Origin of the sequence: Streptomyces sp. NPDC020422, from assembly GCF_044386705.1 — a bacterium.
Lineage (GTDB): Bacteria > Actinomycetota > Actinomycetes > Streptomycetales > Streptomycetaceae > Streptomyces.
Window position 1 is genome coordinate 260,084 of sequence record NZ_JBIRVJ010000005.1, and the last position, 22,765, is coordinate 282,848.

18 protein-coding genes are annotated in these 22,765 nt (G+C 73.5%); 10 read left to right on the plus strand and 8 right to left on the minus strand.

Translation table 11 applies throughout. The features are described from left to right. Positions 1–99 precede the first annotated feature (99 nt). Positions 100–1,479 carry an MFS transporter gene (locus ACH414_RS15240; protein WP_382532903.1) on the minus strand — a complete coding sequence of 460 codons (1,380 nt, stop codon included), beginning with the start codon at positions 1,477–1,479 and terminating at the stop codon, positions 100–102. A gap of 335 nt (positions 1,480–1,814) precedes the next feature. On the opposite strand from ACH414_RS15240, the gene ACH414_RS15245 reads away from it, so the two are divergent. Then, positions 1,815–2,744: a DUF3027 domain-containing protein gene (locus ACH414_RS15245; RefSeq protein WP_382532901.1), complete on the plus strand. Its 930-nt coding sequence runs from the start codon at positions 1,815–1,817 to the stop codon at positions 2,742–2,744. 405 nt (positions 2,745–3,149) lie between these two features. After that, positions 3,150–6,380 carry a sacsin N-terminal ATP-binding-like domain-containing protein gene (locus tag ACH414_RS15250; protein WP_386565454.1) on the plus strand — a complete coding sequence of 1,077 codons (3,231 nt, stop codon included), beginning with the start codon at positions 3,150–3,152 and terminating at the stop codon, positions 6,378–6,380. Positions 6,381–6,420: 40 nt separating this feature from the next. On the opposite strand, the gene ACH414_RS15255 is transcribed toward ACH414_RS15250, so the two are convergent. From ACH414_RS15255 to ACH414_RS15270, 4 genes are all read right to left on the minus strand, one after another. Beyond that, positions 6,421–7,017 carry a hypothetical protein gene (locus tag ACH414_RS15255; RefSeq protein WP_382532897.1) on the minus strand — a complete coding sequence of 199 codons (597 nt, stop codon included), beginning with the start codon at positions 7,015–7,017 and terminating at the stop codon, positions 6,421–6,423. Positions 7,018–7,224: 207 nt separating this feature from the next. Further along, the gene (locus ACH414_RS15260; protein WP_398942080.1) at positions 7,225–9,723 is read right to left on the minus strand and encodes a hypothetical protein; all 2,499 of its coding nucleotides are present in this window, start codon (positions 9,721–9,723) and stop codon (positions 7,225–7,227) included. 162 nt (positions 9,724–9,885) lie between these two features. After that, a complete protein-coding gene (locus ACH414_RS15265; protein WP_398942081.1) occupies positions 9,886–12,306 on the minus strand; it encodes an HAD-IC family P-type ATPase in 2,421 nt (806 codons plus the stop codon). Between the two features lie 145 nt (positions 12,307–12,451). Continuing rightward, complete coding sequence (locus ACH414_RS15270) at positions 12,452–12,772, minus strand: DUF2530 domain-containing protein (protein ID WP_382532891.1); 321 nt, start codon at positions 12,770–12,772, stop codon at positions 12,452–12,454. A 152-nt stretch (positions 12,773–12,924) separates the two neighbouring features. Between ACH414_RS15270 and ACH414_RS15275 the strand changes: the two genes are divergently transcribed. Beyond that, positions 12,925–14,370 carry an NCS2 family permease gene (locus ACH414_RS15275; RefSeq protein WP_382532889.1) on the plus strand — a complete coding sequence of 482 codons (1,446 nt, stop codon included), beginning with the start codon at positions 12,925–12,927 and terminating at the stop codon, positions 14,368–14,370. Here ACH414_RS15275 and ACH414_RS15280 read toward each other — a convergent pair. Beyond that, complete coding sequence (locus tag ACH414_RS15280) at positions 14,340–14,576, minus strand: hypothetical protein (RefSeq protein ID WP_382532888.1); 237 nt, start codon at positions 14,574–14,576, stop codon at positions 14,340–14,342. The genes ACH414_RS15275 and ACH414_RS15280 overlap by 31 nt on opposite strands. A gap of 132 nt (positions 14,577–14,708) precedes the next feature. On the opposite strand from ACH414_RS15280, the gene ACH414_RS15285 reads away from it, so the two are divergent. The 3 genes from ACH414_RS15285 to ACH414_RS15295 all read left to right on the plus strand — a co-directional run bounded on the left by ACH414_RS15285 (position 14,709) and on the right by ACH414_RS15295 (position 17,999). Next, positions 14,709–15,152, plus strand: a complete 444-nt coding sequence (locus ACH414_RS15285) for a MarR family winged helix-turn-helix transcriptional regulator (RefSeq protein ID WP_382532886.1) — start codon at positions 14,709–14,711, stop codon at positions 15,150–15,152. Between the two features lie 26 nt (positions 15,153–15,178). Next, positions 15,179–16,516: an MFS transporter gene (locus tag ACH414_RS15290; protein WP_382532884.1), complete on the plus strand. Its 1,338-nt coding sequence runs from the start codon at positions 15,179–15,181 to the stop codon at positions 16,514–16,516. Positions 16,517–16,610: 94 nt separating this feature from the next. Further along, positions 16,611–17,999, plus strand: a complete 1,389-nt coding sequence (locus tag ACH414_RS15295; protein WP_398942085.1) for a signaling protein — start codon at positions 16,611–16,613, stop codon at positions 17,997–17,999. Between the two features lie 40 nt (positions 18,000–18,039). On the opposite strand, the gene ACH414_RS15300 is transcribed toward ACH414_RS15295, so the two are convergent. After that, complete coding sequence (locus tag ACH414_RS15300) at positions 18,040–18,552, minus strand: GNAT family N-acetyltransferase (RefSeq protein WP_382532880.1); 513 nt, start codon at positions 18,550–18,552, stop codon at positions 18,040–18,042. A gap of 33 nt (positions 18,553–18,585) precedes the next feature. Between ACH414_RS15300 and thpR the strand changes: the two genes are divergently transcribed. The 3 genes from thpR (at position 18,586) to ACH414_RS15315 (ending at position 20,941) form a co-directional block, all read left to right on the plus strand. After that, positions 18,586–19,173, plus strand: a complete 588-nt coding sequence (gene thpR, locus ACH414_RS15305) for an RNA 2',3'-cyclic phosphodiesterase (RefSeq protein ID WP_382532878.1) — start codon at positions 18,586–18,588, stop codon at positions 19,171–19,173. A gap of 164 nt (positions 19,174–19,337) precedes the next feature. Beyond that, entirely contained in the window at positions 19,338–20,327 is a 990-nt protein-coding gene (locus ACH414_RS15310) for an aldo/keto reductase (RefSeq protein ID WP_382532876.1), read from the plus strand. 221 nt (positions 20,328–20,548) lie between these two features. Then, positions 20,549–20,941 (plus strand): RidA family protein, encoded by a 393-nt coding sequence (locus tag ACH414_RS15315; protein WP_398942088.1) that lies wholly within the window; start codon positions 20,549–20,551, stop codon positions 20,939–20,941. On the opposite strand, the gene ACH414_RS15320 is transcribed toward ACH414_RS15315, so the two are convergent. Further along, positions 20,938–21,636 carry a GDSL-type esterase/lipase family protein gene (locus ACH414_RS15320; RefSeq protein ID WP_382532872.1) on the minus strand — a complete coding sequence of 233 codons (699 nt, stop codon included), beginning with the start codon at positions 21,634–21,636 and terminating at the stop codon, positions 20,938–20,940. The genes ACH414_RS15315 and ACH414_RS15320 overlap by 4 nt on opposite strands. 98 nt (positions 21,637–21,734) lie before the next feature. Between ACH414_RS15320 and ACH414_RS15325 the strand changes: the two genes are divergently transcribed. After that, a complete protein-coding gene (locus ACH414_RS15325) occupies positions 21,735–22,718 on the plus strand; it encodes a WD40 repeat domain-containing protein (RefSeq protein WP_386565439.1) in 984 nt (327 codons plus the stop codon). The last annotated feature ends 47 nt before the right edge of the window (positions 22,719–22,765 follow it).

Here is a 22,765-nt window from a genome sequence, read left to right on the forward strand (position 1 = left end):
GGCCGAAGGCTATCGGGCCGCCGCGCCCACGCCACGCGGGGGTACGGCGTGCCGCCCGACCGGCCCCCCGTTGTGGGCATTCGTGGTGGTTGCCCCGCCCTACGCCACCCGTGCCTTGGGCGCCCCGCCACGGCCCTTCTGCCGTCGCGCGGCGCTGAGCAGGCCGCGTACGGAGAGCAGCGCGCCCAGGCCCAGGATCCCCGAGGCCACCGCCATCCCCACCGTCCCGTTCAGCGGCAGCGAGATCCCGATCCCCCCGCCCACGACCCACGCCATCTGCAACGCCGTCTCCGAACGGGCGAACGCCGAGGTGCGGACCTGCTCCGGCACGTCGCGCTGGATCAGGGCGTCCAGGGACAGCTTCGACAGGGCCTGGGTGAGGCCCGCCACCGCGCCCAGGACCGCCACCATCGGCCCGCCGAAGAAGACCGCGGTGCAGACGGCCGTGGCGAGCACGACCGACAGCATCGTGGCGATGATCACCTCGGGCCCGTGGCCCCGGTCGCGCAGCAGTGAGCCGACCGCCGTCCCGCACGCGTTCCCCGTGCCCGCCGCCACCGCCACCATGCCCAGCGACACCGCCGCGCTCTGCCCCGGCAGCGGGTGGACCCGCAGCAGGAAGGCCAGGAAGAAGATCAGGAAACCCGACAGCATCCGCTGCGAGGCGTTCGCCTGCAGCCCGTGCAGGACGGAGGGGCCGACCGTCCGCAGACTCGGCTTCTTCTCGCCGTGCGTCAGCAGGTGCGCCCGCCGTTCACCCTTCGCCGAGTCGACCTTGTGCGGCATCCGCAGCGCCCAGTACGTGCCCAGCAGGAACAGCGCGCACGCCCCGTACAGCGGCCAGCCCGGCCCGATCAGCTGGAGCGCCGCGCCGATGGGCGCGGCGATGCCGGTGGCCAGCAGCCCGGCGAGCGTGACCCGGGAGTTCGCCTTCACCAGGGAGAAGTCCGGTGGCAGCAGCCGCGGCACGACGGCGCTGCGCACCACCCCGTACGCCTTGGACGCCACGAGCACCCCGAGCGCCGCCGGATAGAGCTGGAGCCCCCCGGTGGCGACCGCCCCGGACATGGCGATCGCGAGGACCGCCCGGGTGAGCATCGCGATGGACATGGCGGCGCGGCGGCCGTGCGGGACGCGGTCGAGGAGCGGGCCGATGACGGGGGCGAGCAGGGTGAACGGCAGCATCGTGATGCCCAGGTAGAGCGCGACACGGCCGCGCGCCTCGTCGGTCGGCACGGCGAAGAAGACGGTGGTGGCGAGCGCGACGGTGATCATGACGTCGCCGGCGCCGTTCACGGCGTGCAGCTCGATCAGCTTGCCGAGTCCCGACTCGCCCGCGCCCTGGGCGTGGGTGGCCCTGCGGATGCCGCGCGCCGTACCGGTGAAGGGCAGGTGGAGGGCGCGCCCGAGCTTCCGGCCCGCTCGGCTGAGCGGCCCGGCAGGATCATGGGATCGTGCGGAAGACCGTGCGGCTGCCACTCCGTCATAGTGCCCCACGCGCCCCTGTTACGAACCGTGGCGCGGCCCGGACGGCACCGGACGGCGTCCGGGATGCGGGCCACTTGGTACGGGCAGGTGGGCGGCGGGCGGCGGAGAGGGTAGCGTGCGTAGCGCGTCACCGGCGGATGTTCTCGGCCGCGCGCCTCTTCGGCATCCCGCAGAATGGATGACGATAGGTGTGCCCGAGACGCGCGAGTCATGTCGGGCGTGGACGTCGATGCGGCCCTCTGGTCCGCTCCGCCCACGACCCGGGACTTCGCTCCCGCTCCTCGGCCGGCGCACCCGTGAGACGGCGTAGGAGAGAAGCGAGACCTGTGAGTGCTGCGACGACGCGAAGCCGTACCCCGCGTACCCCGCGAGCCACGCGTACCCCCGACCGCCTGTGCGTCGAGGCGGTAGACCTCGCCCGCGAGGCCGCCGAGGAGGCGGCCGCCCCCGGCATCGTGGGGGAGCACGTCGAGGCCGTCGCCGAGGGCGACCGGGTCGTCACGCACTTCTTCGAGTCCAAGGAGCCCGGCTACCGCGGCTGGCGGTGGGCCGTGACGGTCACCCGCGCCTCCCGGGCGAAGAACGTCACGCTTGACGAAACCGTCCTGCTGCCCGGCCCCGACGCCCTCCTGGCCCCCGAGTGGGTGCCGTGGAGCGAGCGGCTGCGCCCCGGCGACATGGGCCCCGGCGACCTGCTGCCGACCGAGCAGGACGACCTGCGGCTCGAGCCCGGCTACACGGGCGAGGACGCCCCGCCGCCGAACTCCGTGGTCTCGGAGGAGCTGGCCGACCACCTCGACGCGGAGGACGCGGAGATCACCTCCCGCACCCCGTCGCGGGGTGCGATCGCCGCGGTCGCCGAGGAGCTCGGCATGCGCCGGGCCCGGGTCCTGTCCCGCTACGGCCTGCACGTCGCGGCCGACCGCTGGGACGAGGCCTTCGGCCCGAAGACCCCGATGGCCCAGGCGGCGCCGGCGACCTGCGAGTCCTGCGCCTTCCTGGTGCCGATGGCGGGCTCCCTGAAGCAGGCCTTCGGTGTGTGCGCCAACGAGTTCTCGCCCGCGGACGGGCGGGTCGTCTCGCTGGCGTACGGCTGCGGCGGGCACTCCGAGGCCGCCGTCATGCCGAAGCCGCCGCGTCCGGCGCCGCCGGTCCTGGACTCGATGGCGTCGGACGAGTTCCCGCTCCGCCCGGCGAAGGACTCGGGCTCGACGACGGAGCCGGACAGCACCTCGGAAGACCTGGGCCACTCGTAGCCACCCCGGGCTCCGGCCGGACGGACGGTCCGACGGCCTGGCCGCGCACGGACGGACCGGCGGCGGGCGAGCCGCCCACGGGCCGCCGGACGGGCCCGCGGACCGGTCGGACGGGTGAGCCGCGCGACGCCGGGACGGGCAAGCCGCGCGCAGGCCGGTGCACCCCCAGGACGGTCCCGCGGACCGGTCGGACGGGTGAGCCGCGCACCGCCGGGACGGGCAAGCCGCGCACGGCCGCGCACCCGCCGGGCGGGCAAGCCGCCCACCGGCCGGTGGACCGGCGCGTGGTGGTCGTGGGGGCGTGAGCGTGCCTCCGCGCGCCCCCCGCGGGCGCACGTGCCCCCGCGCGGGTCCCGGGGCGGGGCGCGGTACCTTCGGGCACCGGCCACATCCCCGTCCCGCAGAGTGGAGTCAGACGTGAGCGTCAGCGTCAGGACGTCGACCGACGGAACCGACCCCTTCGGTACCGCACGGCTCCGCAGAGGCGTGCTCGACGCATGGGCCGCGGGACCCGCCCGGTTCCGGGAGGACGCCAACGCCGAGGAGGACCTCGTCCTCGGCGGCTACCGCGACCGGCTGGTCGTCGAACTCGCCCAGAACGCCGCCGACGCCGCCGCCCGCGGCCGCGTCACGGGCCGGCTCCGGCTCACCCTGCACCCGGCCGACGCCGACGGACCGGCCGTCCTCGCCGCCGCCAACACCGGCGCCCCGCTGGACGCCGCGGGCGTCGAGAGCCTCTCCACCCTCCGCGCCTCCGCCAAGCGCACCGAGCACGACACCAGGTCCGTGGGGCGCTTCGGCGTCGGCTTCGCCGCCGTCCTCGCCGTCTCCGACGAGCCCGCCGTCCTCGGCCGCCACGGCGGCGTCCGCTGGTCCCTCGCGGAGGCCCGCGAGCTCGCCGGCGACGTGGCCCGCCACAGCCCGGGCCTCGGCGACGAACTCCGCCGCCGCGACGGGCACGTGCCGCTGCTGCGCCTCCCGCTGCCCGCCGAGGGCAGCGCCCCCGACGGCTACGACACGGTCGTCGTCCTGCCGCTGCGGGACTCCGCCGCCGTCGACCTCGTCGAACGCCTGCTCGGCTCGATCGACGACGCCCTCCTGCTCGCCCTGCCCGGCCTCACCGAGATCGTCGTCGAGACCGAGGCGGGCGTCCGCTCCCTCACCCGCGCCGAGCACGACGGCTACGTCCACATCGACGACTCCGCCGACCGGGCGGCCGGCACCCACCGCTGGCGGACCGTCAGCCACGGCGGCCCCCTCGACCCGGCCCTGCTCAAGGACCGTCCCGTCGAGGAACGGCTGCGCCCGCACTGGTCGGTCACCTGGGCCGTACCCGTGGACCCGGAAGGCGCGCCGCGCTACCCCCGTACGAACCCCGTCGTGCACGCGCCCACCCCCACCGACGAGCCGCTCGGCATCCCCGCCCTGCTCATCGCGTCCTTCCCGCTGGACACCGCCCGCCGCCACCCGGCCCCCGGACCGCTCACCGACTTCCTCGTGGAGCGGGCCGGCGACGCGTACGCCGAACTCCTCGCCGACTGGCAGCCGGTCACCACCGGCACCCTCGACCTCGTGCCCGGGCCCCTCGGCAAGGGCGCCCTCGACGGTGCGCTGCGCGCCGCGGTCCTGGAGCGACTGCCCCGGATCGCCTTCCTCGCCCCCGCCGTCGCCTCCGAGGAGCTGCCCGCGCTGCGCCCGATCGAGGCCGAGGTCGTCGAGGGCGCGGGCGCCGAGACCGTCGAGGTCCTCGCCGAGGTCTTCCCGACGCTGCTCCCGGCGGGCCTGGAGCGCCGCGTGGAGCTGCGCACCCTCGGCGTCGGCCGGGTGCCGCTGACCGAGGCCGTGGACCGGCTCGCGGGCGTCGACCGGGCCCCGTCCTGGTGGTGGCGGCTCTACGACTCGCTCGCGGGCGTCGATCCGGACCGGCTGACCGGACTGCCGGTGCCGCTGGCCGTGCCGGAAGGGGCGGCCGAGCCGGACGCCGCCCCCGGCCCGTACCCGGACACCGACGCGTACGGCCAGGGCGAGGGCGCCCCGGCCCCCGCCCGGGTCCGCACCACCATCGGCCCCCGCCAGGTCCTCCTCCCGCAGGAGCACACCCCCGCCGAGCTGACCCGCCTCGGCCTCAAGGTCGCCCACCCCGAGGCCGCCCACCCGCTCCTGGAGAAGCTCGGCGCGCTCCCCGCCACGCCCCGGGCCGTGCTGACGACCCCGCAGGTCAGGGCGGCCGTCGCGGCCTCGCTCGATGCGGGGGAGATCTGGGACGAGGACGCCGACGCGCTGGACGCGGAGGAGCTCGCCGAGACGGTCCTCGCGCTCGTCAGGGACGCCGACCTGGCCCCCGGCGACGAGCCGTGGCTCGGGGCGCTCGCGCTGCCCGACGAGGACGGCGAGCCGGCCCCGGCGGGCGAGCTCGTGCTGCCCGGCTCGCCCTTCGCCGCCGTGATGCGCGAGGGCGAACTGGCCCTGGTCGACCAGGAGCTGGCCGACCGCTGGGGCGAGCAGCCGCTGGCCGCCTGCGGGGTGCTCGCCGACTTCGCCCTCGTCCGCGCCGCCGACCTCGTCCTGGACCCGGACGAGCTGGAGCCGCGCGAGGGCGACTACCCGGAGCCCGACGACGCGGGGCTCCTGGACGCCGTCGACGTGTGGTGCGAGGACGTCCTCGACCGGCTGCCCGAGACGCCGGTGCCGCCCGTCGCGACGGAGATCGTGGCCGTTCGGGACCTGGACCTGGTCGACGACGACGCCTGGCCGCAGGCGCTCGCCCTGCTCGCCCGGCCGCCGCTGCGGGACGCCCTGACCCAGCCGGTGCGGGTGCTGCTGCCGGACGGCACGACGGAGACCGTGCGCTCGTACACCGCGTGGTGGCTGCGCGACCACCCGGTCCTCGACGGGCGCCGCCCCGCCGGACTGCGCGCCGCGGGCACCGACCCGCTGCTCATCGGCCTGTACGACTCCGCCGACGCGACCGGCTTCGAGGACGAGCAGGTCCTGCGCGCCCTGGGCGTACGGACCTCCGTCGCCGCCCTCCTGGACGAGCCCGGCGGCGCCGCCGAACTCCTGGCGCGCCTCGCCGACCCGTCCCGCGAGGTGTCGGGCGCCCAACTCCACGCCCTGTACACGGCCCTGGCCGATCTGGACCCGGAGCAGGTGACCCTCCCCGACGAGCTGCGCGCGGTCGTGGACGGCGCCCTGGTGGTCGTCGACGCGGCCGATGCGCTGGTCGCCGACGCCCCGGACCTGCTGCCGCTGGCCGCGGGCCTGCCGCTGCTGCCGGTCGCCCCGGCCCGGGCGGCCGAGCTGGCCGAGCTGTTCCAGGTGCGGCGGCTGAGCGAGTCGGTGGAGGCGGAGGTCAGCACGGTCGGCGAGGAGCACGAGGTCCCGCAGGCGGTGCACGCGCTGCTCGGGCCCTCGACCCCCGCCACGTACGTCGAGCACGAGGAACTGCGCGCCGCGGGCACGGAACTCGACTGGCGGCGCACCCCCGACGGCGTCATCCACGCCGCCACCCTGGAGGGCGTCGCCGCGGGCCTGGCCTGGGCGGCGGGCCAGTGGCCCCGCCGCTTCGAGGTGGCGGCCCTCCTGGAGGACCCGTCCCGGACGGCGGAGCTGGCGCGGGACCGCTGGTTCGACTAGGGCCCGAGCCGATCCGGCCGGGTTCCGGCCCGAAAGGCAGTCAGTTGTACTGGGCGGCGAGGCTCACCTGGGTGTCGCCGCCCGCGCCCTCCAGCCGCCACTGCATGTACTTGTGGCCGGGCTGGAAGCGGACCGAGGCCCAGTGGCCCGGGACGACGAGGCCCCGCCACTGCTCGACCCAGAAGCACTCGTGCCCGCCGACGCAGAACGGGCCGACGCAGATGCACTCCCAGAAGTCGGCGAACAGGGTCGCGTTGCGCGAGCCCTCCGAGCCGACCATCGCGATGCCCGTCCCGCTGCCGACGGCCCACGCCGTCGAGCAGATCGCCCAGTCCCAGCCCTGGACGCAGGCCTGGGAGCCGTTGCAGAACGTGTTCTTGAACCAGATCTGCTCGTCCGTGGTGCGCACGGCCGACTCGTCGTAGCCCTGCCGTTCGCCGTACTTGGCGGTCCCCGCGTCCGGCGGTGCGTCGATCCGGTCCTGCGTGGTCGGGAGCTGCGCGACGGCGCGACCGCCCTCCACGATCGCCTTCGCTCCGGAGGGGAACTCCAGGAACTGGACGGCGTGGTCGTCGCCGAGGTCCATGGTGGTGCTGGTGCGCGCGGGCAGTGCGCGCCTGTTGCCGGTCGTGGTCATCTCGGACGTCCTCCCTCTGGCTCCAGGAGCGCGCGCGAGGGCGCGCCCTGCCAAGGCGGGTGGTACGGAGGGGTGGGAAGGGGATCGTGGTGCGCCGGGGAGGGCGTCCCGTCACGGGACTTCGAGGACCCGCGCGATCCCACGTACGACCAGTCTTCCACGGGGGTCGCGACCTGTCGTGCCGACGGCCGCGACCCCCGGTCCGCGTCAGCGGACGTCGACGTTGTCGGCCCAGGAGTACGAGCCGACCGTGCTCGTCGAGCCCGCGTAGTGCAGCCGCCACGCGCCGTCGCTCCAGGCCGCGCGCCTGAGGGTCACGACGCCGGTCGAGCCGGTCCGGCCGGCGGCGACGGTCGACCAGGTGGTGCCGGTGCCCGCCTTCCTGAACTGCAGCTCCACCTTCTGTCCGGCGAGCCCGGTGGGGGCGCCGTACTCCCAGGCCGCGCCGGAGAGCCGGCCGCTGACGGTGAGGGTGCCGCCGCGGGTGACGGGCTGGGGGGTGGCGGTGATGGTCAGGGAGGTGGAGCGCTTGAACGTCACCTGGCCGCCGACCGGTCCCTGGTGGAGACCGCCGTTCGCGGAGTGGGCCCAGGCGTCGACGGACCAGGTGCCGGCGAGCCTGTTCAGGCCGAGGTGTTCGGCGGCGAGCTCGAACCGGGCCACGCAGTCGTGGACGGTGCCGGTGGCCCGCTTGGTGCAGGTGGCCTCGCCGGTGTCCAGCAGGCCGTCGGGCGCGGTGTACGTGCCGTGGCGGAAGGTGAGCCCCGCCTTGAGGGCGCTCGTGGCGCCGGAGACGGTGAACCGCGCCTCGTACGGCATCGGGTCGGAGAGCCGCGGGGTGATCGGGCGGGCGTTGTTCACGACGACGGTGCCCACCGTGAGGGTGCCCGCCTTCAGGGTGGTCTGCGCGCCGGGGCCGGCGAAGGCACGGGTGACCGTCCGGACCACCGTGCCGCCCGCGTCGTCCTTGCCGCCGACCCGCAGCGAGACGAAGCCGGCCGTGGCCGGGACGTCGAGGGTGGCCGTGCCGGTGGCGCCGTCGGCGGTCAGCGGGGCGGTCTGCCAGCTCGCGCCGTCGTCGAAGGAGTACTCGACGGAGGTGAGCGTGGGGGCCGCGCCGACCCTGGAGGTCAGTGTGGTCCGGACGGTGGCCGGGCCGGCCGCGGCGCGGTTGCGCGCGTCCAGGCCGGGCACCGAGAACGCGGCGTCCAGGACGGGCAGCGCGCTCGTGCGCGACGGCGGCAGCGCGCTGCGCGGGAAGGTCCACTCGGTCTCGACCCGCGGGGAGAGGCGGTTGGCCGTGCCGCGCTGGGTGACGGTGTGCCGGATCGTGTAGCTCTGGTACGAGCCCGCCGGGACCTGGAGGTCCGAGTCCCAGCCGGTGCGCAGCCCGGAGTCGACGAGCGGCGTCCCGTCGGCGCTGACCCGGTAGACGCTGGAGGCGTCCAGGTCCGTCCCGCGGCGCCCGGCCGCGTCGGCCAGCGGGCTGGTCTCGTCCAGGTAGAACGTGCCCGAGCGGTACGAGGAGGAGCCCCAGCCCGGCTGTCCGGAGTACGGGGCCTGGCCGAGCGTCTCGTTGGGGTTCGCGCCCTTGGGCAGGGCCACGTCCGGCAGGCCGAACTCCAGGGACCCCAGGCGGAAGTCGCGGGCGAAGGGCTGGCCCGGCGTCAGGTAGTGCCGGAAGGTGGCGGCCGCCGGCACGGTGGTCGGCAGGTACACGGCCGAGGAGTCGTTGTTCCGCGGGACCACCGACAGGGCCGCGCTGAGCCCGGCGCCCGGTGCCTTCACCCACGGACGGGTCAGTGCCAGGTCGGCGGTGCGCACCTGGACGACCGGGGTGGCGGGGACGCCGTTGGCGAAGGTGTGCACCAGGTCGTAGCGGTAGGGGCTGGGCCGGTTGCCGCTCGAACCCTTCCGCTCGAGGACGTCGTGGATCTTGAGGTTGACCCCGCTGAGCGCGAGCGGCGACACGTAGACCTGGTTGCCCCAGCCGCCGGCGAAGCCGGCGAGGTCGCCGTTCGGCAGGGTGTACCAGACGGAGGAGGTGGCGCGGGTCGCGCTCGGGTCGTCGACCGCGATCCGGACCGGCTTGGACTGCCTGGCGTCCAGCGAGACCGTCAGCGCGGAGCCGCCGACGGTGAACGTCTTCGCCAGGAAGTAGGTGTCCCGGCCCCAGGTGCTGAAGTCGCCGATGGTCAGGTAGTCGCCGGGCGGCAGGCCGACCGTGCCGTAGGTGTCCCACTGCTGCTCGGCCACGTCGTAGTACTGCCAGGTGCGGCGGTTCCAGACGTGGATGAGGGGGCCCCAGTTGTCCGCGTTGACCAGCTGGATCCTGACCCGCTGGTTGGGCGTGGCGGTCGGCGAGGCGGTGGCCCGGGGCGTGAGGGCGGAGGGGGCGGAGGGGGCGGTTCTCGCGGGTGCGGTCGCCGGGCCGCCGAGGGCCGTCGTCGCCTGCGGGGCCTGTCGGCCGGCCGGGGTGACCTCGGTGCGGCCGCCGACCCTCACGTAGGAGTACGGGCCGGAGGGCGCGTCGCCGGGGCCGGTCACCCGCAGCCCGCCGCGGTCGATCCGTGCCGTCCCGCCGGTGCTCAGCCGGGCCCCGGCGGCGGCGCCGGGGCCGGGGCCGGGGCCGGTGTCACCTTCCGCGACCGTCGCTCCCGGCGTTCCCGTCGCGCCGGCCGGGGCCACGAGCGTCGCGGCGGCCACCGCGGCCCCGCACATCACTCCGGCCGCTCTGGCCCACCGGCTCGATCTGCCCGATCTGTTCGATTCGCTCGATCTGCTCGTACGACGCATCCGCGCCCCTCACCCCACTCGTCACTGGTGCAGCACAGTCAAGACGCGTGAGCGGGCGAATGGTTGTACGGATCAGACCGGGAACTTCCGGCCCACCCACCGCCAGGCGAACTCCAGGACGGCCGCCCCCGCCGCGGCGATCGCGACCGCCGTCCAGGGCATCGTCACGCCGACCAGCTTCAGGGCGAAGAAGTCCTGGAGCCAGGGCACGGCGAGGACGAGGAGGAAGGCGCCGCCCATCGCGGCGACCAGGGCGATCCGCCACCAGGTGTAGGGGCGGGCGATGATCGCCAGGACCCACATGGAGACCAGGAAGAGGGTGAGGGTGGCCGCGCTGGTCTCGGCGTCGAGGGAGCCGGGGCCCGTGTAGTGGTGGCGGGCCAGCAGGTAGGTGGTGAAGGTGGCGGCGGCCGCGATGACGCCGGCGGGGATCGCGTACCGCATCACCCGGCGGACGAAGTGCGGCCTGGCGCGCTCCTTGTTCGGCGCGAGGGCCAGGAAGAAGGCGGGGACGCCGATGGTGAGGGTGGACAGCAGCGTCAGGTGCCGGGGCAGGAAGGGGTACTCGACCTGGGAGCAGACCACCAGGATCGCCAGGAGCACGGAGTAGACCGTCTTCGTGAGGAAGAGGGTCGCGACCCGGGTGATGTTGCCGATGACCCGGCGGCCCTCGGCGACCACCGAGGGGAGCGTCGAGAAGGAGTTGTTGAGGAGCACGATCTGGGCGACCGCCCGGGTGGCCTCGGAGCCCGAGCCCATGGAGACGCCGATGTCGGCGTCCTTCAGCGCGAGGACGTCGTTGACGCCGTCGCCGGTCATGGCGACGGTGTGCCCCCGGGACTGGAGGGCGGCGACCATGTCCCGCTTCTGCTGCGGGGTGACCCGGCCGAAGACGGCGTTGCCGTCGAGGACCTTCGCCATGGCCTCCCGCTCGGTCGGCAGGGTGCGGGCGTCGACGGTGTTCGCGGCGCCGGGCAGGCCGAGCTTGCCGGCGACGGCGCCGACGGAGACCGCGTTGTCGCCGGAGATGACCTTGGCGGCGACCTGCTGGTCGGCGAAGTAGGCCAGGGTGTCGGCGGCGTCGGGCCGCAGCCGCTGTTCGAGGACGACGAGTGCGGTGGGGCGGGCGCCCTCGGCCACCCGGGGCGAGTCGAGCTCGGCGGCGGCCCGGGCGAGCAGCAGCACCCGCAGGCCCTGTTCGTTGAGCCGGTCGACCTCGGCGAGCGCGGGGTCGCCGGCCGCGAGCAGCACGTCGGGGGCGCCGAGCAGCCAGGTGGAGTTCTCCCCGTCGCCCTCGCTGAAGGCGGCGCCGCTGTACTTGCGGGCGGAGGAGAACGGCAGCGACTGGGTGCAGCGCCAGTCCACGGAGTCCGGGTAGGCGTCGACGATGGCCTGGAGGGAGGCGTTGGGGCGGGGGTCGGACTCGCCGAGGGAGCCGAGGACCTTGCGGACGTACGTCTCGTCGGCGCCGTTCAGCAGCCGCAGGTCGGTCACGTCCATGCCGCCCTCGGTGAGGGTGCCGGTCTTGTCGAGGCAGACCACGTCGACCCGGGCGAGCCCCTCGATGGCGGGCAGCTCCTGCACGAGGCACTGCTTGCGGCCGAGCCGGATCACCCCGACGGCGAAGGCGACGGAGGTGAGCAGGACGAGGCCCTCGGGGATCATCGGGACGATGCCGCCGACGGTGCGGGCGATGGACTCCTTGACGTCGTTGTCCTTGACGACGAGCTGGCTGATGACGAGCCCGATCGCGGTCGGGATCATCATCCACGTGACGTACTTGAGGATCGTGGAGATGCCGCTGCGCAGCTCGGAGTGGACGAGGGTGAAGCGCGAGGCCTCCTCGGCGAGCTGGGCGGCGTAGGCCTCGCGCCCGACCTTGGTGGCGGTGAAGGCGCCACCGCCGGCGACGACGAAGGAGCCGGACATCATCCGGTCGCCGGGCTTCTTCACGACCGGGTCGGCCTCGCCGGTGAGCAACGACTCGTCGACCTCCAGGCTGTCGGCCTCGGCGACCTCGCCGTCGACGACGACCTTGTCGCCGGGGCCGAGCTCGATGAGGTCGCCGAGGACGATCGCGGAGGTGGAGATCTCGACGGCGGCGCCGTCGCGGCGCACGGTGGGTTTGGCCTCGCCGATGACGGCGAGCCCGTCGAGGGTCTTCTTGGCGCGCAGCTCCTGGACGATGCCGATGCCGGTGTTGGCGACGATCACGAAGCCGAAGAGGCTGTCCTGGATGGGCGCGACGAAGAGCATGATCACCCAGAGCACGCCGATGATCAGGTTGAAGCGGGTGAAGACGTTGCCGCGCACGATGTCGGCGGTGGAGCGGGAGCTGCGCAGCGGGACGTCGTTGACCTCACCGCGGGCGACGCGCTCGGCGACCTCGGCGGTGGTCAGGCCCCCGGGCCGGTGCACCACGGGTGGCCCGGGCCGCGTCCGGGCGTCCTCGGTGCCCCCGCCGTCGGTGTCGATCTTCGCCCGCTGAGTCATGTTTTCGACGGTACGGCCGCAAAGGGCCGGACACCTGCCGAGAAGTCCGAAGATCAGACCGGGGGAGGAGGGGAATGGTCCCTCGGGACTACGGGATCACGGGACTACGGGATCACGGGACTACGGGATCACGGGACCCGCGGAGCTACCTGTCGCCGGTGGTGCCCGGGTCGCCCGGGTCGCCCGTGCCGCCTTCGGGCGCGCCCGCGCCGGCCGCGCGCTCGGCCGCGTGCCGCTTGATCGCCGCGTCCCGCTTGCGCACGTACCAGATGCCGATCAGGCCGAGGCCCGCGCCGGCCAGGCAGGTCCACACCCACCAGGTGAGGTCCCGGTCGTCGAACCAGCCGTAGAACGGGACCTGGACGAGGAACAGGACGAACCAGAGGATCGTGCCGCCGGTGATGGTGGCGACGACCGGCCCCTCCAGGGGCTCGGGTGCCTCGTACTTCGGTGTCCACTTCGCCATGCGGCTCAGTCTAGGCGGCGGGAAATCGTATCTACGCGCGGAGATGGACGCTCGCTCGTTCATGTGTTCATACTGAAACGGTTTGCCTCTGGCGGGTTCCCTTCGTATGAACCGCCAAAAAGGACTTCTCTGAACCTCCGAAGAGGAACCCCATGAGCACCACGGCCCCCGCCAAGGCCATGCCCCCGGAGACCCCCGAAGGTCCCGTCTCCGGCTTCGACCGCTTCTTCAAGATCACCGAGCGCGGCTCGACCGTCGCCCGCGAGGTCCGCGGCGGTTTCGCCACCTTCTTCGCGATGGCGTACATCATCGTGCTGAACCCGATCATCCTCGGGAGCGCGAAGGACATGTACGGGCACCAGCTCGACGGCGGCCAGCTGGTCACCGCGACGGTGCTGACCGCGGCCTTCACGACCCTCCTCATGGGCGTCATCGGCAACGTGCCGATCGCCCTGGCGGCCGGCCTCGGCGTCAACACGGTCGTCGCGCTCCAGCTCGCGCCGAAGATGTCCTGGCCCGACGCGATGGGCATGGTCGTGCTCGCCGGTCTGGTCGTGATGCTCCTGGTCGCCACGGGGCTGCGCGAGCGCGTCATGAACGCCGTGCCGGTCGGCCTGCGCAAGGGCATCGCGATCGGCATCGGCCTCTTCATCATGCTCATCGGCCTCGTCGACTCGGGCTTCGTCTCCCGCATCCCCGACGCCGCGCACACCACCGTCCCGCTCCAGCTGGGCACCGACGGACACCTCACCGGCTGGCCGGTGCTCGTCTTCATCCTGGGCACCCTGCTGACCCTCGCGCTGATCATCCGCAAGGTGCCGGGCGCGATCCTCATCTCCATCGTCGTGATGACGATCCTCGCCATGGTGATCAACGCCGTCGCCGACATCCCGTCCTGGGGCCTGACCACCCCGGAGTGGCCCGGCAACCCGGTCGCCTCGCCCGACTTCGGCCTGGTCGGCCAGGTCAGCCTGTTCGGCGGCTTCTCCAAGGTCGGCGTCCTGACCGGCGTCCTCTTCGTCTTCACCGTGCTGCTGTCCTGCTTCTTCGACGCCATGGGCACGATCCTCGGCGTCGGCGACGAGGCCAAGCTGATCGACGCGGACGGCAACTTCCCGGGCATCAACAAGGTCCTGCTCGTCGACGGCCTCGCCGTCGCCTCGGGCGGCGCCACGTCCTCCTCGGCCACCACCTGCTTCGTGGAGTCCACCGCGGGTGTCGGCGAGGGCGCGCGCACGGGTCTGGCCTCGGTGGTGACCGGTGCGCTGTTCTCGGTGGCGCTGTTCCTGACGCCGCTGGCGACGATGGTGCCCTCGCAGGCGGCGACCCCCGCCCTGGTGGCGGTGGGCTTCCTGATCCTGGCCGGGTCGATCAAGGAGATCGACTGGAGCGACTTCACGATCGCCGTGCCGGCCTTCCTGGCGATGGTGATGATGCCGTTCACGTACTCGATCACCAACGGCATCGGCATCGGCTTCATCGCCTTCAGCGTGCTGCGGCTGGCGACCGGCCGGGGCCGTGAGGTCCCGGTGGCCATGTACGTGGTGTCGGCGGTCTTCGTCTTCTACTACGCGATGCCGGCACTCGGCCTGATGTGAGGCCCGCGGGTGGGGGCAGGCCCCCCGCCCGTGCCGTAGAACTTCTCCGTCTCGTCGACGGCGGTCTTGAACCGTTCGTCGAAATCCTCGCGAATGAGCGTCCGGGCGACATAGTCCTGGACGCTCATTCCGCGTTTGGCGGCATGCCCGCGGAGCCGTTCGAGCAGCTCTCCGTCGAGGCGCAGGCTGAACACGGTCGATTCCATGCCCGTCAGGGTCGCGGCACGGAAGGCCCCCGTGCGTCACTTTCCGGATCCGTCTCACTCGTTCGGGTGACAGTTGGCGGCTACATGTTTTCGATTGGTCTTTAGGAAGAGTAATGAGTTACGCTAAGGACTATGCCTGACCTGTCCCACGGCACCGCCGACGACGCCGCGGCCGTGAACGCGATCCGCAGTTCCGTGATGCGGCTGAGCCGACGCCTGAAGCACCAGCGCGTCGACGAATCGCTGAGCCCCACCGAGATGTCGGTGCTCGGCACCCTGTCGCTCTGCGGCTCGGCCACCCCCGGTGAGCTGGCCCGCAAGGAGCACGTCCAGCCGCCGTCGATGACCCGCATCGTCGCGCTGCTCGAAGCCAAGGGACTGGTCCGGCTCGAGCCGCACCCCGACGACCGCCGGCAGAAGGTGGTCCGCCAGACCGAGCAGGCCGAGGCCATGCTCGACGAGTCCCGCCGCAAGCGGAACGCCTGGCTGGCCACCCTCGCCGAGGGTCTGGACGAGGACGAATGGGCCAAGCTGCGCGCAGCCGCCCCGGTCCTGGAGAAGCTCGCCCATCTCTGACCCGAGAGCCGAGGAGGCGACGCACTTTGAGTACGGGACCCGGAGCAGACTCCGCACCCGTCCATAAACCCACCTACGACACCCGTGGGCGGGGGGAAACCTTCTCCTCGCTCAGGATCCGGAACTACCGGCTGTTCTTCACCGGAGCCATCGTCTCCAACACCGGTACGTGGATGGCCCGGATCACCCAGGACTGGCTGGTCCTGAGCCTCACCGGCTCCGCGGCCGCCGTCGGCATCACGACCGCGCTGCAGTTCCTGCCGATGCTGCTGTTCGGCCTGTACGGCGGCGTCATCGCCGACCGCTACCCGAAGCGGCGCCTCCTCCTCGCCAGCCAGGCCGCCCTCGGCCTGTGCGGACTGACCCTCGCCGTCCTGACCCTCAGCGGCTCGGTGCAGGTCTGGCACGTCTATCTGATCGCCTTCCTGCTCGGCATGGTCACGGTGGTCGACAACCCGGCCCGGCAGTCGTTCGTCTCCGAGATGGTCGGCCCCGGCCAGCTGCGCAACGCCGTCTCGCTGAACTCGGCGAACTTCCAGTCCGCCCGGCTGATCGGCCCCGCCGTCGCGGGCCTGATGATCGCCACGATCGGCAGCGGCTGGTCCTTCCTGATCAACGGCCTGTCCTTCCTCGCCCCGCTCACCGCCCTGCTGCTGATGCGCACGAGCGAGCTCCACAAGGTGGAGCGGGCCCCGCGCGGCAAGGGCCAGCTGCGGGAGGGGCTGCGCTACGTGGCCGGCCGTCCGGACCTGATCTGGCCGATCGTCCTGGTCGGCTTCATCGGCACCTTCGGCTTCAACTTCCCGATCTGGCTGACCGCCTTCTCCGAGGAGGTCTTCCACACCGGCGCCGGTACGTACGGCTTCCTCAACACCCTCATGGCGGCCGGCTCCCTGGTGGGTGCGCTGCTCGCGGCGCGGCGGGGCTCGACCCGGCTGAGGATGCTGGTGGTCGCGGCGGGCGTCTTCGGCGTCCTGGAGATCGCCGCTGCCCTGTCCCCGGCCTTCTGGCTCTTCGCCCTGCTCCTCGTGCCGATCGGCATGATCGGCCTGACGGTCAACATCAGCGCCAACTCGGCGGTCCAGATGGCGACGGACCCGGTCATGCGGGGCCGCGTGATGAGCCTCTACATGATGGTCTTCGCGGGCGGCACCCCGATCGGCGCGCCGCTGCTCGGCTGGGTCACCGACACCTACGGCGCCCGCGTCGGCTTCGCCACCGGCGGCCTGGTCTCCCTGGCGGCGGCGGCCGTGATCGGCCTGGTCCTGGCCCGCGTCGGCCGGCTGAAGCTCGCCCTCGGCTGGCACCACGGCCACCCCCGGGTCCGCTTCGTGCCGCGCGAGCGGCTGGCGACGGCGGCGTAGGACCGCCCTCGTCCCTTTGCCCCCTCGCTCACGCATGCGATGATCGCCGGGCCGTGCAGGTAATGATCAAGAAAAAAGGGGGGCTTGCACGCCCATGCCATTGACCCGCCGCAACGTCCTGACCGCGATGGCCGCCGCTCCGGTCCTCGCCCCGGTCCTCACCCCGGCAGGCGCCGCCCAGGCGGCCGTCCCGCAGACGGCCGTCCCGCAGGCGGAGCCCGCGGCCTGGCCCGCCGCCGTCACCCTGCCCGCGGGGCACCGGTTCGACCTGAAGTCGCAGCCGGCCGACCTGCTCGGCAGGGAGATCCTGCTGGAGCACACCCGGGTGCACCAGCAGGTCGCCTTCGACCCGGTGACCGGCCTCGGCTACGCCGTGCAGCTGATGAGCGGCGGCCGCCGGCTCCCGGACGAGGACCCGAACGTCACCCTGTCCACGACGGACCGCAACCAGCGCGGCGACCTGTGCGTCAACCAGCTCGCGCCCGACGGCACCGTCCTCGCCGTCATGCACCTGAGGGGCTTCGGCCACGGCGGCGGACTCGGCGTCGAGCACGTCGACGGCACTCCCTGGCTCTGGCTGGAGACCGACGCGGACCGCGTCAGCGGAACGACGACCTTCGCCTACGGCAAGCACATCGGCCGGATCGCCTTCACGCCCGGCGCCGTCGTCGACGCCGGGAGCAGCCTCGTCGAGGTGTTCGACCCCGTCCCGGGCGCCGCCCGGGTCACCCCGTCCCTGGACATCGACCACGGGCGCATCGCGGTGCGCCACGAGACGGGCGGTGTCGCGGAGTACCGCGTCTACCGGCTCGACGCCTTCAAGAGCCGCGCGTTCACCCCGGAGCGCAGCTTCCCGGCGCAGTACACCACCCAGTCCTGGTGCCTGTACGGCGACCTCCTCTACCAGAACCAGGGCAGCGCCTACAGCGCCACCAACCCGAGCCCCGGCAACTCCTGGTGGACCGTCTACGACGTGCTCACCGGCGCCGTGGTCGAGCGGACCTTCAACGGCACCGCCCTCGACCTGGTCCACCGTGAGACCGAAGCGCTCACCGTCCGCCGAACCCCCGCGGGGCCGCAGCTCGTGTTCGGCTTCGCCACCCAGGAGACACGACACATGGCCCTCTACGGCATCTCCGGCACCACCGTCCCGTGGACCGACCTGGCCTACGACCCGGCCTACACGGCCACCAGCAGCTACCGCCCGCAGTACCGGCAGTCGGGCGACCGCGTCGACCTCCGCCTGCGGGTGACCCGTGTGGACGGGCAGCCGTGGGCCAGCGGCTCGACGATCCTCACGCTCCCGACGCACCTGCGCCCCACCCGTACCCAGGGCATGGTGGGCACGGCGACCGGCGCCGGCACGATCACCGGCCCGCTCGCCGTCCGCTGGGAGGTCACCCCCGACGGCCAGCTGCGCGTGTACGACGAGCGCGGCTTCGCCGGCTGGATCGCGCTGGACGCCGGGTACTTCACCAGCTGACCGCGCGCGAGCGGCGGGTCGCCGGCCCTCCCGGCCCTCCTCAGACCCGCCGCTCCAGCACCTGTCCCTGCCAGTCCCCGACCAGGAACGTCTCCGTCGGGGTGAACCCCTGGCCCGCGTAGTACGCGACGAGCCGCCCCTCGCTGCCCGCGAAGCAGTCCACGCGCAGGAGCGACACGCCCTGCTCCCGCGTCTCCTGCGCGGCGCGCGCGAGCAGCGCCGCGCCGACTCCGTGCCCGTGGAACCGCCCGTCGGTGGCGAGGAAGCGGATGTACGACTCCGGCTCGTCGGCGGGCGCCACGTGCGCACCCGGATGCGGGGTCAGCGTCAGCGTCCCGACCGGCACGCCGTCGATCTCGGCCATCAGCGGGACGCCCTCCGCCGCGACCCGCTCCACCAGCTCCACCGTCTTCGGCCGCGCGCTGAACGGCTCGGTGCCCCACTGCGCGGTGATGCCCATGCCGTTGAGCCAGACGACGGCGCTGTCGAGGATCGCGAGCATCGCGGGAACGTCCTCGACCCCGCCCTTCCTGATCTTGATCGCGTTGTTCATCCGGCCGAGGCTAGTCCCTGCCACACTCGTCCCATGAGGCTTTTCGCCGCCGTCGTGCCGCCTCCCGCCCAGCTCGCCGAGCTCGCCCACGAGGTCGACCGGCTCGCCCACCTGTCCGGGGCGGAGCGGCTGCGCTGGACCTCGCGGCCCGGCTGGCACTTCACCCTCGCCTTCATGGGCGAGGTCGACGAGGCCCTGTTGCCCGACCTGCGCGTCCGCCTCGGCCGGGCCGCCCACCGCACGGAGCCCTTCGCGCTCCGGCTGCACGGCGGCGGGCACTTCGGCCGGGCGGTGCTGTGGGCGGGCGCGGCGGGCGATCTCGACGGGATGCGGCTGCTGGCCGAGCGGGCGGACGCCGCGGCCCGGAGGGCGGGCGTGGCGATGGACGAGCACCGGCGCTACCAGGCCCATCTCACGGTGGCCCGCTCCCGCACGGACCTGGACCTGCGGCCCTTCGTCGGTGCCCTGGACGCCTTCGAGGGCACCCGCTGGCAGGTCGGGGAGCTGGCCCTGGTCCGCAGCAACCTGCCCGTCGGCGGTGCCCCGGGGGAGCGGCCGCGGTACGAGACGGTCGCCACATGGCCCCTGGGCGGGGCGGGGGCGGCGGACCGGCCGGGTTAATCTCGGAGGGTGGACCCGAAAACCCGTAACCGGATCATGGCCGGCGTGCTCGTACTGATGTTCGCGATCATCGCGGTGGCGTCGGTCGTGGGCTGAGCCGGCGCCGTACGCGCGGCCGGTGACCCCTTGCTTCGAGCGCACTCGAAGGCGTTGGCTGGCTGTCCATGAAGTACACGCAGCTCGGACGCACGGGACTCAAGGTCAGCCGACTCGTCCTCGGCACGATGAACTTCGGACCGCAGACGGACGAAGCCACCAGTCACGCGATCATGGACACCGCGCTCGACGCGGGGCTCAACTTCTTCGACACCGCCAACGTCTACGGCTGGGGGGCGGAGAAGGGCCGTACGGAGGAGATCATCGGCTCCTGGTTCGCCAAGGACCCGGCCCACCGCGACAAGGTGGTGCTCGCCACCAAGGTCTACGGGAACATGGGCCCCGACGGCGAGGCCTGGCCCAACCACGACAAGCTCTCCGCGGTGAACATCCGCCGCGCCGTCGACGCCAGCCTGAAGCGGCTCGGCACGGACCGCATCGACGTCTACCAGTTCCACCACGTCGACCGCCTGACCCCCTTCGAGGAGATCTGGCAGGCGATCGACGTCCTGGTCCAGCAGGGCAAGATCCTCTACGCGGGCTCCTCCAACTTCCCCGGCTACAAGATCGCCCAGGCCAACGAGACCGCCGCCCGGCGCGGAACGACCGGCCTGGTCAGCGAGCAGTGCCTGTACAACCTCTACGAGCGGCGCGCCGAGATGGAGGTGATCCCGGCCGCGCAGGAGTACGGCCTCGGCGTCATCCCCTGGTCGCCGCTGCACGGCGGGCTGCTCGGCGGGGTGATCCGCAAGGAGGTCGAGGGCGGCCGGCGCGCCACCGGCCGGGCCGCCGAGGTGCTCGCCGACCCGGCGGCACGCGCGCAGCTCCAGGCCTACGAGGACCTGCTGGCCAAGCACGGCGCCGACCCGGGCGAGACGGCCCTCGCCTGGCTCCTCACCCGCCCCGGAGTGACCGGCCCGATCATCGGCCCCCGCACCCCGGAGCAGCTCACGGGCGCCCTGCGCGCCCTGGAGACGGAGCTGACCGAGGAGCTCCTGACCGGCCTGGACGAGATCTTCCCGGGCCCGGGGCCCTCGCCGGAGGCCTTCGCCTGGTAGCCCCCTGGCCGGGATTCCGACGGGTTCCGCCGCGCGTCGGTCGCGGGGGAACCCGTCGGTCTCGGGAACGAGGTCCGACGGGGTCTCGGCCGGGTCGAGGTCCGCGACCGCCACGCCGGTGGCGACAAGGCGCCACCGCCCCGCGCCGGTCCCGCCCGCGGCCTGCCGGAAGGCGCGTATACGGTCTCCCCGTTCGCCGACCGCCGTACGAGAGAAGCCTGATGAGCACCCGTGAGAACATCGCGTCCGGATCGCCGCTCGAACCCGAGATCGGCTTCTGCCGGGCCGTCCGCAAGGGGCGGCACGTCGTCGTCGCCGGCACCGCGCCCATCGGGGAGGACGGCGGCACGGTGGGGCGGGGGGACGTCTACGCCCAGACGGTGCGGATCCTCGACATCGCCGAGGCCGCCCTCGTGCGGGCCGGGGCCTCGCTCGCGGACGTCGTGCGGACCCGGGTCATGCTCACCGACGTCACCGTCTGGAAGGATGCCGCCCGCGCCCACGGCGAACGCTTCGCCGACATACGGCCGGTGACCACCTTCGTCGAGGTCTCCCGCTTCATCGACCCCGACTGGCTCGTCGAGTTGGAACTCGACGCCGTCCTCGACGCCTAGCCGCCCGACGGCCCCCGCGCCCGGTAGGGGCCGCCCACGCCCCACGCCTGGTGCAGGGCGTCCGCGAAGGCCGCCGCCAGTTTGTGCTCGCCCGTCGGCCCGGGGTGGGTGCCGTCGTACGTGTCCGCGTGGATGTCGTACGACTCCGGCACCGAGCCCAGCAGCAGCGGCGAGGCCGCCGTGTCCAGGTCCGCCACCGTCTTCGCCAGGAGCTCGTTGAAGCGGGCGCACTCGGCGGCGAAGGACGCCTCGGCCTCGGCCCGCACGTTCGGGATGACGGGCAGCAGGACGGCCCGCACCCGGGGGTTCGCCGCTCGGGCGGCGGACAGGAAGGCGCGGACGTTGACCGTGGTCTGCTCGCTGTTCGTGTACCAGCCCAGGTCGATCAGGCCGAGCGAGACGAGCAGGACGTCCGCCCCGGTCGCCGCCACCGTCCCGCCGATCAGCGGCGCCATGTGCAGCCAGCCCTCGCCCCAGCCGGCCAGATGGCGGCGGGCCCCGGCCGGGAACGCCGGGTCGGCGTAGGCGTCCGACACGGCCGCGTCGGCCTCCGCCTCGTACAGCGCCGTGCGCGGGCCGACGATCTCGTACGCCCCGGGCAGGACGGCCTCCAGGTGCTGCCACATGCGGTAGCGCCAGGTGAAGTCGCCGGCGCGTCCGATGGTCATGCTGTCGCCGACGAACAGAAAACGCATGCCGCCCATCATCACCGACCGCCGGCGGGCCCGGCGACGTGACCCCCGACACCCGCTTCCCGGAGCCCCGGCACGGCGCCCGTGGCAGGCTGGAGGGCATGCGAACTGCCCTGCGCGCCCTCGGAACGGCGGCCCTCGTCCTGCTCACTGCGGTGCCCGCCGCGGCGGCGGACGCCGACCGGGACTTCACCATCGAGGACCCGCGGATCACCGAGTCCAGCGGTCTCGCCGCGAGCCGCGCGCACCCCGGCGTCTACTGGACCCACAACGACCAGGACGCCCCCCTGATCTACGGCATCGACTCCCGCACCGGCGAGACCGTCGCGACCCTCACCATGAAGGGCGTCGGCACCCCCCGCGACATGGAGGGCATCTCCGTCGGCCCGGACGGCGACATCTACGTCGGCGACATCGGCGACAACCTCGACGGCTCCTGGGACCACGTCTGGATCTACCGCTTCCCCGAGCCCAGGGAGCTCAAGGACCAGACCGTCCGCGCCACCCAGTACGACGTGAGGTACGCCGACGGGGCCCGCAACGCCGAGGCGCTGATGGTCCATCCGAAGACCGGCCGCGTCTACATCGCCAGCAAGAACGAGGACGGCGGCGGCCTCTACCAGGGCCCCGCGCACCTCTCCACCGCCGGCACCAACGTCTTCCGCCGCATCGGCGAGGTCCCCTGGGTCACCGACGGCGCCTTCTCCCCGTCCGGCGACCGGCTCGTCCTGCGCGGCTACTTCAGCGCCCGGGAGTACGCCTGGAAGGACGGCCGCATCGACGGCGACGGGGTGTCCGTCGGAGCACCCTTCCAGGGGCAGTCCGAGTCCGTGACGTACACCCTCGACGGCTCGGCCTTCATGTTCGGCTCGGAGGGGAAGAAGAGCCGGGTGGTGCGGGTGGACCGGCAGAACACCGGCGGCGACGAGCCGGCCCGGACGCCGGGCGGTGCGCCCAGGCAGCCCTCGGCCTCCGCCGCCGACGGCGAGCGGGGCGAGCAGGGCGACGTCACCCTCGGCTTCCTCGTCCTGGCCGGGGCCGCCGCCCTGGTGGTCGGCGCCAAGCGGCTGCGCCGGCGCGGCTGAGTCCCCGGCGGACAGCCGAGGGCCCGGCGTCGGCCATGTCCGACGCC